Consider the following 20,449-nt stretch of genomic DNA (forward strand, 5'->3'; position numbering starts at 1 on the left):
GCGGGGGCTTATGCCCCCCCCCCCCCCCCCCCCGCCCCCCCCCGGGGGGCCCAGGGTTTCTCTGCCGTATCGCTTTTGGTTCTGGCCCCCGGCTTTCGCCGGGGAAACCAAACGGCATGCTGCACCTTGCAATGTAGGATTTCGCCTGCTCGGCTCGAGCGCCCGGCTCCCCGGGCCGTCGCTCTTTGACGCTGTAGGAAAGATAGGATCAGCCGCGCGCAACGATCGTGCGAGATGTGGCGCTTTCCCGAGGAAATAGGGAAAATAGCGGCCCGCAAAATCCGCTTTGGCCTGTACTTCGTGTACTTTGGCGAGTCGGGCCGGCCCCTGATGTAGGGGGCTTGTGCCCCGCGCCATTCTCGGGAACACTCCCCGAAATGACAGGCGAACCTACCGTCGGGCGCGACCTCCAGGGGCCGCGCATCGTCACGCTTCCCGCCCGGCCCGAGCCGATCCGCGTGCATGCCGATGAAACGGCGATCGTCGTGATCGACATGCAGAACGCCTATGCCTCGCCCGGCGGCTATGTCGACCAGGCCGGCTTCGACATCTCCGGTTCGGCCGGGACGATCGGCAAGATCGCCGCGGTGCTCGATACCGCCCGCGCCGCCGGCATGCCGGTCATCTATCTGCAGAATGGCTGGGATGCCGATTATGTCGAGGCGGGCGGCCCCGGCTCGCCCAACTGGCACAAGTCCAATGCACTGAAGACTATGCGCGCCCGGCCCGAGCTCAGCGGCAAGCTGCTGGCGCGCGGTACCTGGGATTATGAGCTGGTCGATGCGCTGGCGCCGAAGCCCGGCGACATCCGCCTCCATAAGACCCGCTACAGCGCCTTCTTCAACTCGCAGCTCGATTCGACGCTGCGCGCGCGGGGCATCCGCAACATCGTCTTCGTCGGCATCGCCACCAATGTCTGCGTCGAGAGCACGCTGCGCGACGGCTTCCACCTCGAATATTTCGGGGTGATGCTCGAGGACGCGACGCATCATCTCGGCCCGCCGATGATGCAGGAAGCCACGGTCTACAATGTCGAGAAGTTCTTCGGCTGGGTCTCCACCACCGCCGATTTCTGCGGCAGCTTCGGCCAATTGCCCCGGGAGTAAGCAATGCCCTTCGAACCGATCAACCCGCCCCAGTTCCCTACCCCGATCGCGCCCTATTCGGCCGGGGCGAAGGCGGGCAACACCGTCTATGTCTCGGGCGTGCTGGCGCTCGGCGAGGGGGGTATCGTCCTCCATGTCGGCGATGCCGCGGGCCAGACCCGGCACATCCTCGAAGTCATTAAGACCACGCTCGAGGCGGCCGGCGCGACGCTGGAGGACGTGGCGATGAACCACATCTTCCTCAAGGATTTCGCCGATTACCCCGTCTTCAACCAGATCTATGCCGAGTATTTCCCCGGCGCCAAGCCAGCGCGCTATTGCATCAAGGCGGATCTGGTGAAGCCCGATTGCCTGGTCGAGATCGCCTCGGTGGCGCATATCGGCTGATGCCCGAGGCGGCGGGCCTTTACTATGAGGAACATGGCAGCGGACCGCCGCTGATCCTCTCCGCCGGCATGGGCGGTTCCGGCAATTACTGGCGGCCCAACCTGCCCGCGCTTGCCGAGCATTACCGCCTTATTCTCTACGATCACCGCGGCACCGCCCGCTCGGACCGGACGGTCACCCCGCGGCTGGAAAGCATCGGCGACGATATCCGGCTGCTGATGGACGAACTCGGGATCGAGAAGGCCTCGATCCTCGGCCATGCGATCGGCGGCATGGGCGGACTGAGCCTGGCGCTCGACACGCCGGAGCGGGTCGACAGGCTGGTGGTGGTCAATGGCTGGGGCCGGCTCGATCCCTATACCAGGCGCTGCTTCGATGCCCGGCTGGCGCTGCTGCGCGCCTATGGCGCCGGCAAATATGTTGATGCCCAGCCGATCTTTCTGTTCCCGCCGCAGTGGATCTCCGAGAATAGCGACCGGCTGGACGAAGAGGCCAGGCACCATGTCGCCGGCTTCCCGGTCGAGATGGTCGAGGCGCGCATCCTCGAAGCGCTCGCGTTCGACCTGATCGGTCGGCTGGAAGCGACGCCGCTCGAGACGCCGGTGCTGCTGCTCGCCAGCGACGATGATGCGCTGGTCCCGCCAGCCTGCTCGCAAGTGCTTGCGCAAGCCATTCCGGGGGCGCAACTTGTCCGGATGCCCTGGGGAGGGCACGCCTGCAACGTTACCGATCCGACGGGCTTCGAAGCCCGCGTGCTCGCATTTCTGGGGAGCTAATCACATGGAAGTCGGCGTCTTCGTTCCCATCAACAACAATGGCTGGCTGATCAGCGAGAACGCGCCCCAGTACATGCCGAGCTTCGACATGAACAAGGCGATCGCCCTGAAGGCCGAGGAGCATGGCCTCGATTTCCTGCTCTCGATGATCAAGCTGCGCGGGTTCGGCGGCAAGACCGAGTTCTGGGAATATGGGCTGGAGAGCTTCACGCTGATGGCCGGCCTCGCCGCGGTCACCGAGAAGATCAAGATCTACGCCACCTGCCCCACGCTGATCATCCCGCCGGCCTTTGCTGCGCGGATGTGCAACACGATCGATTCGATCAGCCATGGCCGCTTCGGCCTGAACCTGATCACTGGCTGGCAGCGCCCTGAATACAGCCAGATGGGCCTGTGGCCGGGCGACGAGCATTTCCGCAACCGCTACCAGATGCTCGACGAGTACGCCCAGATCCTGCGCGAGCTGTGGGAGACCGGGCGTAGCGACCTGAAGGGCGAATATTACCAGATGGACGATTGCCTCGTCCGCCCCACGCCGCAGGGCGAGATGAAGATCATCTGCGCCGGCTCGTCGGACGAGGGTCTCGCCTTCTCGGCGAAATGGGCGGACTATGCCTTCTGCCTCGGCAAGGGCGTCAACACGCCCAAGGCCTTCGCCTTCAACAATGAGCGACTGGCGGAGGCGACCGCCAAGACCGGGCGCGACGTGAAGGTGTTCGTGCTGATCATGGTGATCGCCGACGAGACCGACGAGGCGGCGATGGCCAAGTGGCAGTCGTACCGCGACGGCCTGGATATCGATGCGGTACGCTGGCTGATCGACCAGGGCGCGGCCGACAAGAACAATCCGACGACCAATGTCCGCCAGCTCGCCGCGCCTGAGGGGGCGGTGAACATCAACATGGGGACGCTGGTCGGCAGCTATGAAAGCGTCGCGCGGATGCTCGACGAAATGGCCGAAGTGCGGAACACCGGCGGCGTGCTGCTGACCTTCGACGATTTCCTCGAGGGCGTCGAGAATTTCGGCACGCGCATCCAGCCGCTGATGAAGAGCCGGCCGAAGGGCTGATCGGCGCAGCTTTTCCGGGGGCGGATCGTTTCGGGGGTGGGTTTTCTCGAAGTCGGAGAGCAAGCATGAAGAAGCTGACTTCCCTCGCCGCAATGGCGATACTCCTGGCCCCGGCGTTTGCCGAGGCACAGCAGCACCGTCCGGGCGGCGATCGCCCTGGCCAATCAGGCCAGCGCCCGCCTTCGGGAGGCAATCATGGCGGCGCCGGTGGTCCCGGTGGACCGGGTGGTCCTGGCCGGCCCAATCCCGGGCATCCGGGGACCCGTCCGCCCGCGCCGCGCCCGCCGGTGGTGCGTCCGCCTTCGCCGCGTCCGCCGGTCGCTCGCCCGCCGCACCGTCCCGGTGCAGGCCGCCCGCCCCAGTTCCGGCCGATCCACCGTCCGCCCTTCCGCTATCCGCCGGGCTATCGCTACCAGCGCTGGTCGATCGGCGGGCTGCTGCCGCTGCTCTTCCTGTCGAACAACTATTATTATGACAGCTGGTACGATCTCGGCCTCGGCGCGCCGCCCCCGGGCTATCGCTGGGTGCGCTACGGTCCGGACCTGCTGCTGGTGAACATCCGCACCCGCCGCGTCGTCGACGTGATCCGCGGCGCCTTCTACTGACCTGAAACGAAAAGGGGCGGCCCGGGCAATCCGGACCGCCCCCCTTTCCGATGCCGCGTGAACGCGTCGCGGATCAGAAGCGGATCGAGAGGCCACCGGTGAAGCTCTGGCGCTTGGTGCCGGAGAACTCGACCGTATAGCCGCCCTGCACGCGCACGCCCGGCGTGACGTCCAGCCCAAGCCCCAGTGCGGCCCGGCCCGCGGTCGCTTTCCGCTCGACGCCAAAGGCGTACAAGCCCTCGGTCGTGTCCTGCAGCCCGCCCCAGGCGGACAGCGAGCCGCTGCCGAGCCGCTGCTGCACACCGAGTTCGGCATAGGGCGTGATCCCGACGCCGCCGGCCTGGAAGCTGCCCGAAACGGCGAGCGACGCGCGTCCGAACAGGCTGTTCTTGTTGAGCCGCGCGACGTTGAGCGCGAAGCCGTTGCCGCCCTGCTCGCTCAGCCCCTCGCGTCCGGCATGGATGTAGATCAGGTCGGCCCGCGGCGTGATCGCGAGCTTGCCGAAACGCAGGCGGTAATCGACGCCGCCTGCAGCCAGCCAGCTCTTGAGATTGTAGCTCGACTTCACCGCAGTCGGCGCGGCGAGCAGCTGGCGCTTCGTTTCCGCCGTGCCGCTGCTGAGTGCAGCGACGCCGTGCAGTCCGAACCCGCCCAGTCGCGCATCGGCGAAGATGCCGCCCGAGAGCTGATCCCAATCGGTACGCGCGCCGAGCCAGGCCATGGTCTGCCGGCTGCTGCCGCCGCCGAAGAAGGCGCCAACCTGGATATCCTCGTCAAGGCCATAGCCGAACCCACCCTGGAAACCGTGGCTCGAGCCATGAGTCTTCACGGCGCCCGTGTAGGAATCGCCGCCCACATCCGCGGTGCCGCCGGTGAAGCGGCCAAAGGCGAAGAAGCCGCGGCGCCCGGCATTGGCGGCGCTGTCCGCCGATACGCTGTCGAACAGCGACAGGCTGTTCTCGATGCCGAGCTGGATGACCGAGGCATAGGCTTCCGGTGTCAGCTGGGCAAAGGCCTGCTCATTCACGCTGCCAGTAGCGCTGACCAGCGCCGGCAGCGCCGCCGTATAGGTCTGCACGCTCTTGCCTGCGCCCAGCGTGGCATTGGCGTAGGCGATGCTCGCGCGAGTGTTGAGCGGATAGGTGTCGCTGTTCTGGAACTCGCTCTGGAGCTGCAGCCGGTTGCCGTTGACGACAACGAAGCCGAAGATGTCGTTCGACTTGTTGATCGTCGTGAAGCGGCCGGTGATGCCGCCCTGCGCAACCACCAGGTCGAGCCGTGCGCCAGGTGCGTTGCGGAGCGTGCCGGTGATGTCGATCCCGGCGCCATTGGCGATAACCAGCTTGCCCGAGATGTTGAGCAGGTCGCTCGCCGTCGGCGAGAGCTCGAGCAGCAGGTTCGAGCCGCTGAAGAAATGGACGTCGCCATTCACCGTCATCGTGCCCGGCGATGCGCCCGGTGAGAGGGTGCCCTCGACCAGGATGTTGCCGTTCACCGTGCCGGCGGTACCGAAAGTGGCGCCACGGGCGATCAGGACGCCGCTGGTCGCGGTGATCACGCTGCCCGCCTGTCCGATCAGCCGTCCTCCGGTGAGGGTGATCGCGGCCCAGCTGCTGGTGCCGGTGGTCGAGATCACGCCGCCATCGACGTTGAGCGCCTCGAAGCCGGTATAGGCGTTGGGATCGAGCAGCGTCGGTGCCGCATAGGTGCCGCTGGTGTTGAAGATCAGCGTGTCGGTGCCATCCCCACCGTTCCGCGCGCCGGTGATCGTGCCCGCGCCCGAGATGGTCAGGAAGTCATGGCCCGCGCCCAGGTCGAGATTGCCTTCGATCCGGCCGGATACGGTTACGATGTCACGGTTCGCGCCACCGGCCACGTTGGCGGTTAGGGTGTTGCCCGCCGTCACGTTGAACACGCCGCCATCGATGCCGACGCCGTTGGCGAAGCTGGCATTCTGGTCGATCCTCAGCTCGCCCGAGATGCCGCCCGACGCTTCCAGCCGCTCGAAACCGGTCTGATGTACGGAGCTGAGCAGGCGAACCGTATTGTCGGCCTGGTGCAGCACGAGCGTGTCATTGCCCGCGCCGCCATCCACGCCGCCGGCCACGGTCGCGCCGGCGCCCAGCGTGAAGCGATTGTCCGCCCCGTCGAAGGTCACGCCGGTCGCGGTGCTGAGTCGGGTGTTGGCGCCCAGTTCGAAATTGCCCCCGGTCACGGTCACCGAATCGAAGCTGTAGTCGCCGCCGGTGAGCGCAAGCGATCCGGCGCCCTCGGAGATCAGCTTCTCGAACGAGACGATCTGCGATGCCACCACGGTGCGGCTGTCCGCCGTACCGGACTGGACGCGCAGCGTGTCATTGCCCGCGCCGCCATCGACCCTGCCCTGGAACTTCACGCCGGCCGCGATGATGAGCTCGTTGTCGGTGTTGCCGGTGAAGTTCACCCGCTGGTTGGCGCCCAGGTCTCCAGCCAGCGTCAGCGGCGCTGTGCCGGCGACATTCGCCACTTCGAAGCCGAACATGCCGGCGATCGACGAGGCGCCGTCGAGCGTCAGGTTTAGCGTATCGGTGCCCGCGCCGCCATCGAGCGCACCCTGGAGCAGGCCCGACAGATGCATGGTCAGGCTGTCGTCCCCACCGCCCAGCGACACGCCGCCGGTCAGTCTGCCGTCGATCGTGACCGACTGGCTGCTGTCGTCGCCGATCACATTGGCAACCGAGCCGTTGGTGCCGGAAAGCACCAGGTTCGCGCTCTCGAGGATCTCGAGATTGTGATAGGTCTGGCCCTGGTCGAGGTTCACCGTCAGCGTGCCCGGCCCATAGACGCCGAACGAATTGAAGTTGGTGACCGAGCCCGGGATGCTGCCGTTCGCGCCGGCGAGGTTGAAGATGAAGGTGTTGTTGCCCGCGCCGCCGTCGATCGTGCCGGTGACGGTGCTGCCCGAACGGGCGATGTAGCGGTCATCGCCGTCGCCCAGCAGCACGTCGCCGTGGATCGTGCCGGCGTTGTTCACCGTATCGTCACCGCCGCCGAGATTGACCGAACCGTTCAGCGTGGCGCCGGCGGCAAGGCCGAGCCGGTCGACCTGCGCATTGCCGAGTACCGGCGCGGCAAGCGTCGCGCCGCCGGCGATGTTCAGGGTGCCGCCTTCGAGCAGAACCTGCTGATAGGTCGCGTCCCTGTCGACCACCAGGGCGCCCGTGCCCGAAGTCGAGAGTTGCTGGAAATTGGTGAAGGTGCCGGCAGTACTCAGGCTGCGGCTGTTGTTGGCATCGAGCTCGAAAGCGAGCGTGTTGGTGCCGCCACCACCATCGACCGGGCTGCCGACCGTGCCGGTGCCGTGCAGCGTCAGGCGATTGTCGCCGGCGCCGAAGTGCACGCCTTCCGACGAGGTGAGCGAGGCCCCGGTGCCGATGGAGAGGTTGCCCTCCACCTGCGCTGTCTGGAAATGATAGGCTTCGCCCTGGAGCGCGAGCGTGCCTGCACCACCGGCCACCAGCTTTTCGAACGAAGTGAGCTGCCCTGCCACGATCGTGCGGTTGTTCGCCGCGCCGGTGTTGATCTCCAGCGTGTCGGTGCCATCGCCGCCATTGGCGCTGCCTTCGAACACAGCGCCGGTGTCGATGATGAAGTGGCTGTCCGCGCCGTCGAAGTTCATCTGCTGGCCCGCGCCGAGATGCCCGGTGAGCGTCAGCGGCGCGACGCCCGCGGCATTGACGATCTCGAAGCCGAACAGGTCGTTGATCGACGCGGCTCCGGTCAGGTTGAGGTTGAGCGTGTCGGTGCCCGAGCCGCCGTCCAGTGCGCCGCGCAGTACGCCGGAAAGCGCGATCGACAGCGTATCGTCACCCCCGCCCAGCGACACGCCGCCGGTGAAGTCGGCATCCTGGATCGTCACCACCTGCGCGGTGTCGTCGCCCTTGATCAGGTCGACCGTGCCGGTTCCGTCGAGCAGGGTGAGGTTGGCCTGCTCCCACAGTTCGATCGTCTCATAATTGCGGTCGAGGCCGAGGGTGAGGGTACCGGGGCCATAAGCGCCGAACGACTCGAAATTGGTGAAGCCGCCGGGGATGGAGCCGCTGTTGCCGTGCATCCGGAAGACGAACGTGTCGGTACCGTCGCCGCCGTCGATCGCGCCGGTGACCAGGCCGCCGCCAAGTGCCTCATAGCGGTCGTTGCCGGCGCCAAGGTTCAGGTTGCCATGGATGGTGCCGGAGTTGACGACATTGTCATCGCCGTCGCCCATGTCGACGTCGAAGCCGATGGTACCGGTGTTGACGAGCGTATCGCCCCCGCCGCCGAGTGCGACGCCACCGGTGATCGTGCCATTGTTGGTCAGCGATTCGACGCTGTCCGCACCGGCATTGTCGAAGGTGTATCCCGTGCTGCCCGAGGCTGAGCCGATCGTGTCGCCGGCATCGATCCGCAGCGCGATGTCGCTCAGGCGCATCGACATCTGGTCGATCGAGCCGAAGAGCGAGACCGTGCCGGTGCCAAAGCTGTTCTGCAGTTTGGTCAGCCCCTCGAAGTTGCGGAACTGGCTCATGTCGAGCTTCTTGGCATCGCTGCCGGTCAGATCGACTGCGATCCCGTCGATGCCGTCGCCGCCATCGACGCTGCCGATGATCTGGGCGCCTGAGCCCGTGACGTAATAGTCATGGTCACCGCCGAGATTGAGGTCGCCGTTGAGCGTGCCGTAATTGGCGAAGGAATCCCCGAGATCGCCGAGGTGGATGTTGCCGATGATCGTGCCGCTATTGGTGATCAGATCGGTGGAGTTCCGGGTGTGGATCGCACCGGCGATCGTGTACTCGCCATCGTCCAGCAGGCGCGCGGTTGCCAGGAAGTCTTCCTCGCCAAGCGTGTAGCCCGCGCCGCCGCGGATCGTGCCACGATTGTCGAGGGTGAAGGTCGCTTCCAGGTCGTTGCCACCATCGACGCCGATCGCGACGCCTTCGGCGCCGACTTCGATCGTGCCCAGGTTGACGACGTTGGCATTCGCCCCTGCGGTTGCCGCGCCGAAATCGAACAGCGCGCCATAGGAGATCGTGGTGCCGAACTCGTCGTCCCTGACCGCGCCCGAGCCGCCGCTGATCGTGCCGCGATTGGTCAGCGAGGCGGCGGTACGCGGACGCGGGCCGTCGGTACCAGTGGCAAAACGAACGCCGCCGCTGGCCGCGTTGGTACCGCGGATCAGGCTGTCGTTGACCACTTCCATCTTGTGTCCGGACAGCAGCAGGCCCGAATAGCCCTGGCCCGTGGCTTCGAGCGTGCCGCTATTGGTCACCCGCATCAGATAATTGGTGCCGAGGCCGTAAGACATGCGGCTCTGCACCGCGAGCGCGTACTGGGCGTCACCAGTGGGGCCGACATGGCCCGTGGTGCGAATCGTGCCCGAATTGACGATGTCGCCCATCAGTTCGGTCGTCGCCTGGTTCTCGAACAGAACCAGCGCGGCCGATTCATAGGCGCTGCTGTTCTCGATCAGGCCGGTGTTGGTGAACTGGAAGGTCGATCCGGGCCCCTTGGCAAAGGCATTGACCAGAACCGCGAGCGAGGTCTCCGTTCGGATCGAGCCTTCGTTGCGGAAGCTGGACAGGGTTTCCGCGTAGACGCCCCTCTCCTCGCTGGACCGGATGTTACCTCGATTGACGAAGTCGATATTGTTGCCGACGCCCTCGATATCGCGGATCCAGACACCGAAGCCGTCGGTGTCGATATTGGCGCTGTTCACCACGGTGCCGTCACCAATGGCCATCAGGCCATTGCCGAGCGTCTCCGCGCTCGCGACGGTGACAACCGTATCCGCACCATTAGCCTCGATGCCGTGCATCTCGAAATTGATGATGCCGGGCTGGCTCAGGATGGCGTTGCTGGCGGTGTAGGTCGCCGAGGCGCCGAACGACTTGCCATAGCCGTCGATCCCATAGCCGCCATCGATCTGGCCGTTCACCCCATTGGTGGCGCCGGTGTAGAGGAACATGCTCTCGCCGTCGGCGAACTGGACGTCGCCTTCGATCGTCCCCGAATTGACCAGGACGTCGGTCGCGTAGCCGGTGCCCTGATATGCGAGCTTATCGGTCGGAGCGAGGGATCCCGTCAGGGGGATGTATCGCGTGCCACCGGCGATCACGCCCGCCTGCGAGCCGCCATTGGCGAACTGCCTGATCGCGTTGCGGGTGACCAGCACCTGGCCCTCGTTGCGGATCGTGGCATCGACCACCGATTCGAGCCGGCCGACATTCTCGATATAATTCGCGCCCTCGCTGGCGAGCACCGCGTTGCCGCTGGCAAGCACGATGCCGAGACCGCCACTCGCCACGCCGCTGCGCGTGCTGTTCTCGGTGAGCGTATTGTAGAGCTTGCCGCCGATCAGCTCGACGCCGACACCGCCGGCGGTCGTACCGCCATTCACCGAACCCACTGTGATCTTGGTCGAATTGAAGACTCGTCCGCTGCTCTGGATCAGCCGGACGTCCCCCATCTCCGGGTCGGTCGAGGCGACAGTGGTGTTCGCTTCCAGGAAGATGTCGGCGGATCCACCGGCGATGCCGAGGCCCTGCTGGAAGCGCACGCGGGCGCTGTCGATGAGCCGGAGCTCCTGGGCATAGGCAACATCGACAAGACCGGTATCCGAGCGTCGCCCGTCCATGTCGGCGGCGATCACGACTGTCAGCAGCGCGTCGCCATCGCCGCCCTGCTGGGCCAGGGTGGAGCCCGGCTCCACATAGATGGCCTTCTGATCGGTTGCGGCGGCACCGCCCTGGTCCTGGGCATCGAGGCTGGCGCCGACGAAGATCGTGCCGTCACCGGCAAGCCGCACCGGCTCGTGATTGAGCTTCATCTTGGCATTGGCGCCGGGCGGATCCGAACGCGAGCGATTCTCGAGGCGCAGTTCCGTGTCGTTTCCCGAGGCTTCATAGACGATACCGCCATCGAACGGGGTGCCGTCCGCCGTGACGAATTGCCTGCCCGTACCGCTCGCCGGCGTGGTGAAGACCAGATTTGCGGTCCGGCTACCGGTAGCGCGCAGCCACAGGGTGTCGAGGCCGCCGGCATCGGTGAGCGTGCCGGTTACGAGGCCGCTCAGGTCGAGCACACCGGTATCCGCGTTGACCCGGCCGATATCGGCAACGACCCGGTCGTCGCCGGTGCCCAGATGCACTTCGCGCGGGGCCTGGCCTTCCTCGAGAATCACCGGTTCGGTGCTCTGGGCGTGCGCGGTCCCGGCCAGGATGAGCGGCAGCAATGCGCTGCCCAGGAGGAGCCCCGCGCGACCCTGAAACCGGCGCGCGGACGTGCGATTCTTCAAGCTGTGGGTCGATTTCACGAGATAAGCCCCTCTTTACTGGTTCGGATGGCCGGGCGCGGACGCGGCTCGGCGGTGTTTCCGGTGGGGGCTCGGGCGCGATGCGGCCCGCATTTTGCGACATAGGCGGCTATCCAGAAGACCAAGTCGGTCATTCCGGCGGGTTTTGCGACGAGCAGGGCAAAAGTCAGTTCAGCATATGCAAGATGCCGGCAGAACGGTGTGCCGAATCTTGCCAAGGGTGCCTGAAGTATTCTGAAGCTTGGCTATGGATGTATGAGAAGAATGAATAGCCTTCTCGGCGGAATCGCCAAAATATCCTTGAGGATTATTTGCCCGTCTCGGATTTATTCTGATGATTGCGGAAGATTGCATGCGCTTCCGTCGGCACCGATGCCATCGGATGTAGAGCGCATTCTCGCGCAAGATCTTCATTCAGAAGGAAAATTGGATGCCCCGTGAGGATTCGAACCTCAATTGACGGAGTCAGAGTCCGTAGTCTTACCTTTAGACGACGGGGCATCACGCGGCATCACTGCCGGCAGGCGGGGCGCAATACGGTGCTGATCCGGCGCTGTCAACGGGCCCGGTACCGTCGGCTTCTTGCTCCCGCCTCCGCTCTCCGCTAGCCTCGCTTTCAAGCACCGGCGGCAGAAAAGCCGTGACGGAACAGAACATAAGCGAGTGATATGATGGGGGATGGCACTGCCAAGATGCCCCGCGGCCGTGGTTCCGGAAAAATCCGGAGGGCACCGCCGCCGATGGAGCGGCCCCGGGAACGCCCGGTGCGCGGCCGACCGGGAGAAGCGCGCCACTATGCGGCGCTCGATCTGGGCACCAATAATTGCCGGCTGCTGATCGCGCGTCCGCAGGGGGCGGGTTTCGCGGTGGTAGATGCCTTTTCGCGGATCGTCCGGCTGGGCGAGGGGCTCGCCACCAGCGGCAAGCTTTCCGATGCCGCGATCGAACGTACGATCGCGGCGCTGCGCATCTGCGCCGAGAAGCTCAAGCGCCGCCATGTGATCCTGGCCCGATCGGTGGCGACCGAGGCGTGCCGCCAGGCTTCGAACGGATCGGCGTTCATCGAGCGGGTCTACCGCGAGACGGGCATCGCGCTCGACATCATCACTGCCGAGGAAGAGGCGCGGCTTGCCGTGCTCGGCTGCCATGCGCTGCTCGAGCCCGGCGATGGCCCGGCGCTGGTGTTCGACATCGGCGGCGGCTCGACCGAGCTGGTGCTGGTCGATTCGCGCGGCGGCGACGTGCCCCGCATCCTCGACTGGCACAGCGCGCCTTGGGGCGTCGTCTCGCTTACCGAGGCATCGGGCAGCGCCGAGACCGCCGAAGACCGGGCCGCGCTCTATGCGAGCATGCGGGCACGGGTGGCGGAGAGCTTCGCGCCCTTCGCCAGCCGCCTTCGCACCCCGCGCGGCACCCGGCGGCTGCTGGGTACCTCCGGCACCGTCACCACGCTTGCCAGCGTGCATCTGGGGCTTGCGGCCTATGATCGCTCGGTGGTCGATGGGCTGATCGTGCCCGCGCCGGCGATGCGCGAAGTGAGCCAGCGAATCTCGGGCATGAGCATGGCCGAGCGCAGCCAGGTGCCGTGCATCGGATCGGAACGCGCCGATCTGGTCGTCGCCGGCTGCGCGATTCTCGAAACGATCCTCGACCTTTGGCCCGCAGAGCGGCTAGGGATCGCGGACCGCGGCATTCGCGAGGGCATCCTCCGCCGCCTGATCAACGGGAGAATCTTGTGAGCAGAGGCGGCGGACGCGGCCATACCCGCGTGCTGACTGCGCGCAAGCGCACCGCGCAATCGACCCGCTGGCTCGAACGCCAGCTCAACGATCCGTACGTCAAGCGCGCCAAGGCCGAGGGCTATCGCAGCCGCGCGGCCTACAAGCTGATCGAGCTCGACGAGAAGTTCGGGTTCCTCAAGGGCAAGAAGCGGGTGCTTGACCTCGGCATCGCGCCGGGCGGCTGGACCCAGGTGGTGCGGCGGCGCCTGCCCAAGGCGCCGGTGGTCGGCATCGACCTGCTGCCCGTCGATCCGATCGATGGCGCGATCATCCTCCAGATGGACTTCATGGACGATGCCGCGCCCGACCGGCTGATCGAGGAACTGGGCGGCAATCCTGACCTCATCATCTCGGACATGGCGGCCAACACCGTCGGCCATCCGCAGACCGACGCGCTGCGGACCATGGGCCTGGTCGAGGCCGCGTTCGACTTCGCGATCCAGGTGCTCGAGCCGGGCGGCGATTTCGTCGCCAAGGTGTTTGCCGGTGGTGCCGATTCGCAGTTCGTCGCCGCGATGAAGCGCAGCTTCGCCACCGTGAAGCACGCCAAGCCGCCGTCGAGCCGCAAGGGCTCGGTGGAATGGTTCGTGGTGGCGCAGGGCTTCAAGGGGCGCAAGGCGGAGCCGGACGGGGAGTGAACCTCGGCCGCGGCGGCTATTGTGGAACGTAGTCGCCCGTCTCGAAGTCTCGCATGAACGCCGAGCCTGCGGGCGAATCGATCAGGTGCAGCCAGCTGTCGTCCCGGTTGAGCACGGCTCCGAGAGCGGTGTAGTGCGCTTTGCGGGCTTCGATCTCCTCGTCGGTCGCGTCGCTCATCCGGCCGCGTATCCGCCAGCCGCTGTCCGGATATTGCTCGCCTTCCTCGCTCTGCGGTGCTTCGCGGTAGAGGAACTCGACCGGTTCGGAGCCGTCGAGGACGCAGGCATCGACGAGGCAGCGTTCCCAATATTCGCGATGCGCGACAGGCGGCGGCGCCGCTTCGGGATCGGCCCAGTCGATCGCGATGATGTGATGACGCTCGAAATGCACCGGCTCGCCCAGTTTCAGCGTCGAGGTCGGTTCAAGGGGAAGGTTGTCGAGCGTGCCGGTCACCGCGTCGCCATCGACCGTACTGACCTGCACCCACATCCGCTCGGCCGGCCATTTCTCGGTCTCGTGCAGATATTCGAAGACCAGCTTGACGTGATCTTCGTCGCGAACTGCGGCGATCTCCCCGGAACTGGGCAGGAAGAAGGTATAGGGCGCTTCCGCAGCGTTGATGCGGGGATCGCTCAGTACGTAGCGCGGATCGGCGGATGGCATGGCCGCATCCTTAGCCGGCAATGCGCAAAGCAAAAGGGCCGGAGTTGCCCCCGGCCCTTCTCTATCTCTTGCCCGTCGCGGCAAAGCCGCGCCGTCGATCGGGCGATGCCTGCCGGCTGGCATTCGGCTTGTCCTCGGCCAGCTTGCGCTGGCCTCGGGCCGCATGCTCAGCCGTCGTAGTCGCCGCCCAGATTCTGGTTGCGCGGCGGGGCAGCGGCGGTGAGGCGGAGCGCCTCGGCAGACGCGGCGATCGAGCCGACTTCGTCCGGTGCTTCCTCGTCGTCGATCTGGACGCGCTGCAGGCTCGACACCACGGCTTCTTCCAGGTGCGTCGGGCGCACGGTCTCTTCGGCGATTTCGCGCAGCGCGACGACCGGGTTTTTATCGCGGTCGCGATCGAGGGTCAGCTCGGCGCCCCCCGAGATCTGGCGGGCACGCTGCGCCGCGAACAGCACGAGATCGAAACGGTTGGGAACCTTGTCGACGCAATCTTCGACAGTGACGCGCGCCATCTACGCTTCCTTGAAAAACGGAGTGTCCGGGAAAGGCGGCGATCTAGGGCCCGGCTGTGGAAAAGTCAAGAAAATGGGCTTGCGGCCCCGGCTGCCGAACCGAATCGGGTGCGGCGCGTTGGGAACGCTGTCGCAACGTTCAGTGGAACCGCATGGAAGCGCTCGCCCCCCTTGCCCCCGTCCCGCCGCTCCCGCATCACGGCCCGATGGAATTTTCCCAGCCGAGCTTCGAGGTCGAGGGCAACCGGCTGACGCTGCTGCCCGACGGCCCCGAGCGGCTGGAAGCGCTGCTCGACCTGATGCGCCGCGCCGAACGGTCGCTACGCGTGCTCTACTACATCTATGTCGATGACGAGGCCGGTGCCGCAGTGCGCCAGGCGCTGATCGACGCGGCGGCGCGCGGCGTGAAGGTCAGCCTTATCGTCGACGGGCTGGGCAGCGAGCATGCCCAGAGCCGGCGCTTCTTCGACCCGCTGCACGAGGCGGGGGTGGAGGTGTGCCGCTTCGTGCCGCGCTGGGGGAGGCGCTACCTGCTGCGCAACCACCAGAAGCTGGCGCTGGCCGACGAGGAGCGGGTGATCGTCGGCGGGTTCAACATCGAGGACAGCTATTTCGGCACGATCGCCGAGGAAGCATGGCGCGACCTCGGCCTGCTGGTCGAGGGGCCGGCGGCGCGGCGGCTGGTCGGCTATTTCGATTCGCTGTCGAACTGGGCCAGGCAGCCGCGGCCGTCGCTGCGCCGGCTCGGCCGCACCTTGCGTGCCTGGAGCGAGCCTGAGGGCAAGACCCGCTGGCTGCTCGGCGGGCCGATGCGGCGGCTCTCGCCGTGGGCGCGGGTGGTCAAGCGCGACATGGAGCAGGCTAGGTCGATCGACATCATCGCCGCCTATTTCGCCCCCAATCCGGCGATGCTCCGCCGGCTCGACCGGGCGGGCAAGCGCGGCGAGGTGCGGCTGGTGCTGCCCTCCAAGCTCGATCACGGCGCGGCGATCTGGGCGGCGCGCTTCACCTATGCGGGCCTGCTGCGCAAGCGCGTGCAGATCTACGAGTATCAGCCGACCAAGCTGCACGCGAAGCTGTTCCTGATCGACGACGTGGTGAACATCGGCTCGGCCAATTTCGACATCCGCTCGATGTTCCTCAACCTCGAGCTGATGTTCCGGATCGAGGACAGGGCGTTCGCTGCCTATATCCGCGGCTTCATCGACGGCGAGATCGCGCAGTCGGAGCGGATCACCCCCGAGCTCTACAAGGCGCGCACCGGCCCCTGGATGCGGATCAAGCAGGCGGCGGCGTATTTCGTGATGGCGGTGCTCGATTATAACGTCACGCGGCGGCTGAACTTCGGCGCCAAGGGCACTCGCCTCAATCCTTGACGGTCTCCATCGCCACATAGGTGGAGGTGCTGGCGACGTGCGGCAGGCTGGAGATCTTCTCGCCGAGCACGATCCGATATCGGCGGATATCGGCGGTGCGGACCTTGAGCAGATAGTCGAAATTGCTCGCCAGCATGTGGCATTCCTCGACCTCGGGGATGCGCCGGACGGCGGCGTTGAACTCCTGCAGCGCTTTTTCGCGGGTATCGGCCAGCTTCACCTCGGTGAAGGCGATATGATCGAGCCCCAGTCTTGCCGGATCGATGATCGCGCGGAAGCCGCGGATCACGCCGCTGTCGGTCAGCCTCTTCAGGCGAACCTGCGCCGGGGTCTTGGACAGCCCCACCCGCCTGGCGAGCTCGGTGACCGTCATCCGGCCATCTTCAGCCAGGGCGGCGAGGATCTTGCGGTCGAAATCGTCCAATTCGACTGCGAGGGCGGGTTTTTTCATGATTTCCGCCTAGCAGATGCGCGATAATATGGCGATCCCGCCTGCGAAGTGGCGCTGATAAGTCGGATCGACCTGCGCGAAGCGATTATATTGTGCCTATGACCCAGCCCGCGCCCTTCGCTGCCTTTGCTCCACCCGTCCGCGAGCCGACTCCGCTCCGCCAGGCGATCACCGCCGCCTATCGGCGTGATGAGGCCGAGGCGCTGGCCCCGCTGATCGCGGCGGCGACGCTTGATGAGGGCACCCGCGCCGCGATCCGTGCAACCGCTACGCAGCTCGTCACCGGGCTGCGCGCCCGCAAGCGCAGCGGCGCGGTCGAATCGCTGGTCCAGGAATATGCGCTGTCGAGCGAGGAAGGTGTGGCGCTGATGTGCCTGGCCGAGGCGCTCCTGCGCATCCCCGACGACGCCACCCGTGACGCGCTGATCCGCGACAAGCTGGCCGATGGCGACTGGCGCGCGCATCTCGGCGGCAAGTCGCTGTTCGTCAACGCGGCGACCTGGGCGCTGGTGGTGACGGGCAAGCTGGTCGACAGCGCCGATGATCGCGGGCTGGGCGCCGCGCTGATGCGGGTGGTCGCGCGCGCCGGCGAGCCGGTGATCCGCAAGGCGATCGACCTGGCGATGCGGATGATGGGCGAGCAGTTCGTCACCGGCGAGACGATCGCCGAGGCATTGAAGCGCGCCCGGCACGAAGAGGCCAAGGGCTTCCGCTACAGCTATGACATGCTTGGCGAGGCAGCGACGACCGGCGCGGACGCAGAGCGCTATTACCGCGATTACGAGAATGCCATCCATGCGATCGGCAAGGCGTCCGCCGGGCGCGGCATCTATGAAGGACCGGGCATCTCGATCAAGCTGTCGGCACTGCATCCGCGCTACAGCCGCGCCCAGGCCGACCGGGTGATGAGCGAGCTGCTGCCCCGGGTGAAGACGCTGGCAGCGCTGGCGCGCCACTACGATATCGGCCTCAACATCGATGCCGAGGAAGCCGACCGGCTGGAGCTGTCGCTCGACTTGCTCGAGAGCCTGGCGCTCGATCCGGACCTGGCCAATTGGGACGGGCTCGGCTTCGTCGTCCAGGCCTATGGCAAGCGCTGCCCGTTCGTGATCGACTGGATCATCGACCTGGCCAGCCGCGCCGGACGCCGGATCATGGTGCGGCTGGTCAAGGGCGCCTATTGGGATGCGGAGATCAAGCGCGCCCAGATCGACGGGCTTCCCGGCTTCCCGGTCTATACCCGCAAGCTCCACACCGACGTCGCCTATGTGGCGTGCGCCCGCAAGCTGCTGGCGGCGACCGACCGGGTGTTCCCGCAATTCGCCACCCATAATGCCCAGACTCTGGCGACGATCTACCAGCTCGCCGGTCCGGACTTCGCGGTCGGCAAGTACGAGTTCCAGTGCCTGCACGGCATGGGCGAACCGCTTTACGAGCAGGTGGTGGGTAGCGCGAAGCTCAACCGGCCGTGCCGCATCTATGCGCCGGTCGGCACGCATGAGACCTTGCTTGCCTATCTGGTGCGCCGCCTGCTGGAGAATGGCGCCAACTCCTCCTTCGTGAACCGGATCGCGGATCCGGAGATCCCGGTTTCCGAGCTGGTCGCCGATCCGGTCGAGGGGGTGCTGGCGATGGCGAAGCCGGGCGCGCCGCACGACCAGATCGCGCTGCCGCATGCGCTCTATCCCGATCGCCGCAACTCGGACGGGCTCGACCTGAGCGATGAAGATGCGCTGGCGGCGCTGAGCGAGGCGCTGCGCGAGAGCGCCGCGATCGACTGGCGTTCGGCGCCGGCAGATGGCCTGGGCACGGAACGCACGGTGCTGAACCCGGCCGATCATCGCGACGAAGTCGGCGTGGTGGTCGAGGCCTCGCCCGAGGCGGCGACGGCCGCGGTCGCACGCGCGGCTGCGTCGGACTGGGCGTCCACCCCGGTCGCCGAGCGTGCCGCGATGCTCGAGCGTGCCGCCGATGCGATGCAGGCGCGGATGCCGGTGCTGCTCGGGCTGATCGTGCGAGAGGCGGGCAAGTCGCTGCCCAATGCGATCGCCGAAGTGCGCGAGGCGATCGATTTCCTGCGCTATTATGCGGCGCAGGCGCGGGCAACCTTCGGGGCCGGGCAAGTGCCGCTGGGTCCGGTGGTCTGCATCAGCCCGTGGAACTTCCCGCTGGCGATCTTCACCGGCCAGGTTGCCGCGGCGCTGGTCGCGGGCAATCCGGTGCTCGCCAAGCCGGCCGAGGAGACGCCGCTGATCGCCGCCCAGGCGGTGGCGCTGCTCCATGACGGGGGCGTGCCGGCGGATGCGCTGCAGCTCGTGCCGGGCGACGGCCCGATCGGCGCGGCTTTGGTCGGCGCGGCGGAGACGGCGGGGGTGATGTTCACCGGCTCGACCGAAGTCGCCCGGCTGATCCAGCGCCAGCTCGCCACCCGCCTGTCGCCCGCCGGCAAGCCGATCCCGCTGGTCGCCGAGACGGGCGGGCAGAATGCGATGATCGTCGACAGCTCCGCGCTGGCCGAGCAGGTGGTGGCGGACGTCATCGCCTCGGCGTTTGACAGCGCCGGCCAGCGTTGTTCTGCGCTTCGCATCCTGTGCCTGCAGGAGGAAGTCGCCGATCGCACGCTGGCGATGCTCAAGGGTGCGCTCAAGGAACTGCGCATCGGGCGGACCGATGCGCTCAATGTCGATACCGGCCCGGTGATCACTGCCGAGGCGCGCGGCAATATCGAGAACCACATTGCGCAGATGCGGTCGCGCGGCCATCGGATCGAACAGCACGACCTGCCGGCTGCCGCGGGCCATGGCACCTTCGTGCCGCCGACGATCATCGAGATCGATGCCATCGCCGATGTCGAGCGCGAAGTGTTCGGTCCGGTGTTGCACGTGCTGCGCTACGCCCGTGATGATCTGGGCGAACTGATCGATGCGATCAACGCGACCGGCTATGGCCTGACCTTCGGCCTGCACACCCGGCTTGACGAGACAGTTGCCGAAGTCACCGCACGGGTGAAGGCCGGCAATCTCTATGTGAACCGCAATGTGATCGGCGCAATCGTCGGCGTGCAGCCGTTCGGCGGGCGCGGGCTTTCGGGCACCGGGCCCAAGGCAGGCGGGCCGCTCTATCTGGGGCGGATGGTCGCGGATGCGCCGGTCGCGGTCGAATCGACCAGTGCGGCGCCGACGCTGCTCGCCGGGTTCATCGGCTGGCTCGATGCGCAGGGCGAGGACAGGGCGGCGGCGACCGCGCGGCGCTACGGCGCGGAATCGGCGCTGGGGCTGGAGCGCGAGCTGCCAGGGCCGGTGGGCGAGCGCAACCTCTATGCACTCCATCCGCGTGGCCGGGTGCTGCTGCGGGCGGAGACGCCGGCGGGGTTGTACGAGCAGATGGCGGCTGTGCTGGCGACCGGCAATCGCGGCACGATTGAGGGCGTGCCGCTGCCGCAAGGCCTGCCGGCGGATGTCGCCGCTGCCTTTGCGCCCGATGCCGCCGAGCCGCTTGCCGCTGCGCTGGTCGAGGGTGAGGCCGGGCCGCTGGCCGCCGAGCTGGCCGGGCGCGAGGGACCGATCGTCTCGCTCTTCGCGGCCGGTGCCTCGGGCTATCCGCTCGACCTGCTGCTCGAGGAAGTGTCGATCTCGATCAACACCACCGCGGCCGGCGGCAATGCCAGCCTGATGACGATCGGTTGATCGACGGGCGGCTGACGCGCGGGCTTGATCGGCGGGGCGGCGGACCCGCATAGGAAGGGCGATGAAGA

At 66.7% G+C, this 20,449-nt stretch carries 13 protein-coding genes and 1 tRNA gene; 9 read left to right on the forward strand and 5 right to left on the reverse strand.

Annotated elements, in window-relative coordinates; genetic code table 11:
- Positions 1 to 377 precede the first annotated feature (377 nt).
- The 5 genes from rutB (at position 378) to AAHM44_RS14485 (ending at position 3,943) form a co-directional block, all read left to right on the forward strand.
- Positions 378 to 1,106, forward strand: coding sequence for a pyrimidine utilization protein B (gene rutB, locus AAHM44_RS14465; protein ID WP_342250420.1), 729 nt, complete (start codon positions 378 to 380; stop codon positions 1,104 to 1,106).
- Positions 1,107 to 1,109: 3 nt separating this feature from the next.
- The gene (rutC, locus tag AAHM44_RS14470) at positions 1,110 to 1,493 is read left to right on the forward strand and encodes a pyrimidine utilization protein C (protein ID WP_184162974.1); all 384 of its coding nucleotides are present in this window, start codon (positions 1,110 to 1,112) and stop codon (positions 1,491 to 1,493) included.
- Complete coding sequence (rutD, locus tag AAHM44_RS14475) at positions 1,493 to 2,269, forward strand: pyrimidine utilization protein D (protein WP_342250421.1); 777 nt, start codon at positions 1,493 to 1,495, stop codon at positions 2,267 to 2,269. Before rutC ends, rutD begins: the two co-directional genes overlap by 1 nt.
- Before the next feature lie 4 nt (positions 2,270 to 2,273).
- Positions 2,274 to 3,338, forward strand: a complete 1,065-nt coding sequence (gene rutA / locus AAHM44_RS14480) for a pyrimidine utilization protein A (RefSeq protein ID WP_342250422.1) — start codon at positions 2,274 to 2,276, stop codon at positions 3,336 to 3,338.
- Between the two features lie 65 nt (positions 3,339 to 3,403).
- Positions 3,404 to 3,943 carry an RcnB family protein gene (locus AAHM44_RS14485; protein ID WP_342250423.1) on the forward strand — a complete coding sequence of 180 codons (540 nt, stop codon included), beginning with the start codon at positions 3,404 to 3,406 and terminating at the stop codon, positions 3,941 to 3,943.
- 73 nt (positions 3,944 to 4,016) lie between these two features.
- Here the strand turns inward: AAHM44_RS14485 and AAHM44_RS14490 are convergent, their stop codons facing one another.
- Positions 4,017 to 11,192 (reverse strand): hypothetical protein, encoded by a 7,176-nt coding sequence (locus AAHM44_RS14490; RefSeq protein WP_342250424.1) that lies wholly within the window; start codon positions 11,190 to 11,192, stop codon positions 4,017 to 4,019.
- Between the two features lie 508 nt (positions 11,193 to 11,700).
- Positions 11,701 to 11,774 (reverse strand) — tRNA-Gln (locus AAHM44_RS14495).
- A gap of 239 nt (positions 11,775 to 12,013) precedes the next feature.
- On the opposite strand from AAHM44_RS14495, the gene AAHM44_RS14500 reads away from it, so the two are divergent.
- On the forward strand, positions 12,014 to 13,012 hold the full coding sequence (locus AAHM44_RS14500; protein ID WP_260395907.1) for a Ppx/GppA phosphatase family protein: 999 nt from the start codon (positions 12,014 to 12,016) through the stop codon (positions 13,010 to 13,012).
- Positions 13,009 to 13,692, forward strand: a complete 684-nt coding sequence (locus AAHM44_RS14505; RefSeq protein WP_342250425.1) for an RlmE family RNA methyltransferase — start codon at positions 13,009 to 13,011, stop codon at positions 13,690 to 13,692. Before AAHM44_RS14500 ends, AAHM44_RS14505 begins: the two co-directional genes overlap by 4 nt.
- Positions 13,693 to 13,708: 16 nt before the next feature.
- On the opposite strand, the gene AAHM44_RS14510 is transcribed toward AAHM44_RS14505, so the two are convergent.
- Both AAHM44_RS14510 and rpoZ read right to left on the reverse strand, forming a co-directional pair.
- Positions 13,709 to 14,356 carry an immunity protein Imm33 domain-containing protein gene (locus AAHM44_RS14510; RefSeq protein ID WP_342250426.1) on the reverse strand — a complete coding sequence of 216 codons (648 nt, stop codon included), beginning with the start codon at positions 14,354 to 14,356 and terminating at the stop codon, positions 13,709 to 13,711.
- 167 nt (positions 14,357 to 14,523) lie between these two features.
- Positions 14,524 to 14,868: a DNA-directed RNA polymerase subunit omega gene (rpoZ, locus tag AAHM44_RS14515; protein WP_184162953.1), complete on the reverse strand. Its 345-nt coding sequence runs from the start codon at positions 14,866 to 14,868 to the stop codon at positions 14,524 to 14,526.
- A 206-nt stretch (positions 14,869 to 15,074) separates the two neighbouring features.
- Here rpoZ and AAHM44_RS14520 point away from each other — a divergent pair, with 206 nt between their 5' ends.
- On the forward strand, positions 15,075 to 16,244 hold the full coding sequence (locus AAHM44_RS14520) for a phospholipase D-like domain-containing protein (protein WP_269573436.1): 1,170 nt from the start codon (positions 15,075 to 15,077) through the stop codon (positions 16,242 to 16,244).
- Here the strand turns inward: AAHM44_RS14520 and AAHM44_RS14525 are convergent.
- Entirely contained in the window at positions 16,234 to 16,695 is a 462-nt protein-coding gene (locus tag AAHM44_RS14525) for an Lrp/AsnC family transcriptional regulator (RefSeq protein ID WP_342250427.1), read from the reverse strand. The two genes, AAHM44_RS14520 and AAHM44_RS14525, sit on opposite strands and share 11 nt — an antisense overlap.
- Before the next feature lie 98 nt (positions 16,696 to 16,793).
- Between AAHM44_RS14525 and putA the strand changes: the two genes are divergently transcribed.
- Complete coding sequence (gene putA, locus AAHM44_RS14530; RefSeq protein ID WP_342250428.1) at positions 16,794 to 20,381, forward strand: trifunctional transcriptional regulator/proline dehydrogenase/L-glutamate gamma-semialdehyde dehydrogenase; 3,588 nt, start codon at positions 16,794 to 16,796, stop codon at positions 20,379 to 20,381.
- Positions 20,382 to 20,449 lie beyond the last annotated feature (68 nt).

Origin of the sequence: Sphingomonas sp. OTU376, from assembly GCF_038440415.1 — a bacterium.
Classification (GTDB): Bacteria; Pseudomonadota; Alphaproteobacteria; order Sphingomonadales; family Sphingomonadaceae; genus Sphingomonas; species Sphingomonas kyeonggiensis_A.

What these genes read in the sequence shown, in the direction of transcription:
- AAHM44_RS14510 (WP_342250426.1), bottom strand. Translation starts at nt 14,356, where the DNA reads ATGCCATCCGCCGATCCGCGCTACGTACTGAGCGATCCCCGCATCAAC.
- AAHM44_RS14485 (WP_342250423.1), top strand. Translation starts at nt 3,404, where the DNA reads ATGAAGAAGCTGACTTCCCTCGCCGCAATGGCGATACTCCTGGCCCCG.
- putA (WP_342250428.1), top strand. Translation starts at nt 16,794, where the DNA reads ATGACCCAGCCCGCGCCCTTCGCTGCCTTTGCTCCACCCGTCCGCGAG.
- rutC (WP_184162974.1), top strand. Translation starts at nt 1,110, where the DNA reads ATGCCCTTCGAACCGATCAACCCGCCCCAGTTCCCTACCCCGATCGCG.
- rutB (WP_342250420.1), top strand. Translation starts at nt 378, where the DNA reads ATGACAGGCGAACCTACCGTCGGGCGCGACCTCCAGGGGCCGCGCATC.
- AAHM44_RS14520 (WP_269573436.1), top strand. Translation starts at nt 15,075, where the DNA reads ATGGAATTTTCCCAGCCGAGCTTCGAGGTCGAGGGCAACCGGCTGACG.
- rutA (WP_342250422.1), top strand. Translation starts at nt 2,274, where the DNA reads ATGGAAGTCGGCGTCTTCGTTCCCATCAACAACAATGGCTGGCTGATC.
- AAHM44_RS14500 (WP_260395907.1), top strand. Translation starts at nt 12,014, where the DNA reads ATGGAGCGGCCCCGGGAACGCCCGGTGCGCGGCCGACCGGGAGAAGCG.
- rpoZ (WP_184162953.1), bottom strand. Translation starts at nt 14,868, where the DNA reads ATGGCGCGCGTCACTGTCGAAGATTGCGTCGACAAGGTTCCCAACCGT.
- AAHM44_RS14525 (WP_342250427.1), bottom strand. Translation starts at nt 16,695, where the DNA reads ATGAAAAAACCCGCCCTCGCAGTCGAATTGGACGATTTCGACCGCAAG.
- rutD (WP_342250421.1), top strand. Translation starts at nt 1,493, where the DNA reads ATGCCCGAGGCGGCGGGCCTTTACTATGAGGAACATGGCAGCGGACCG.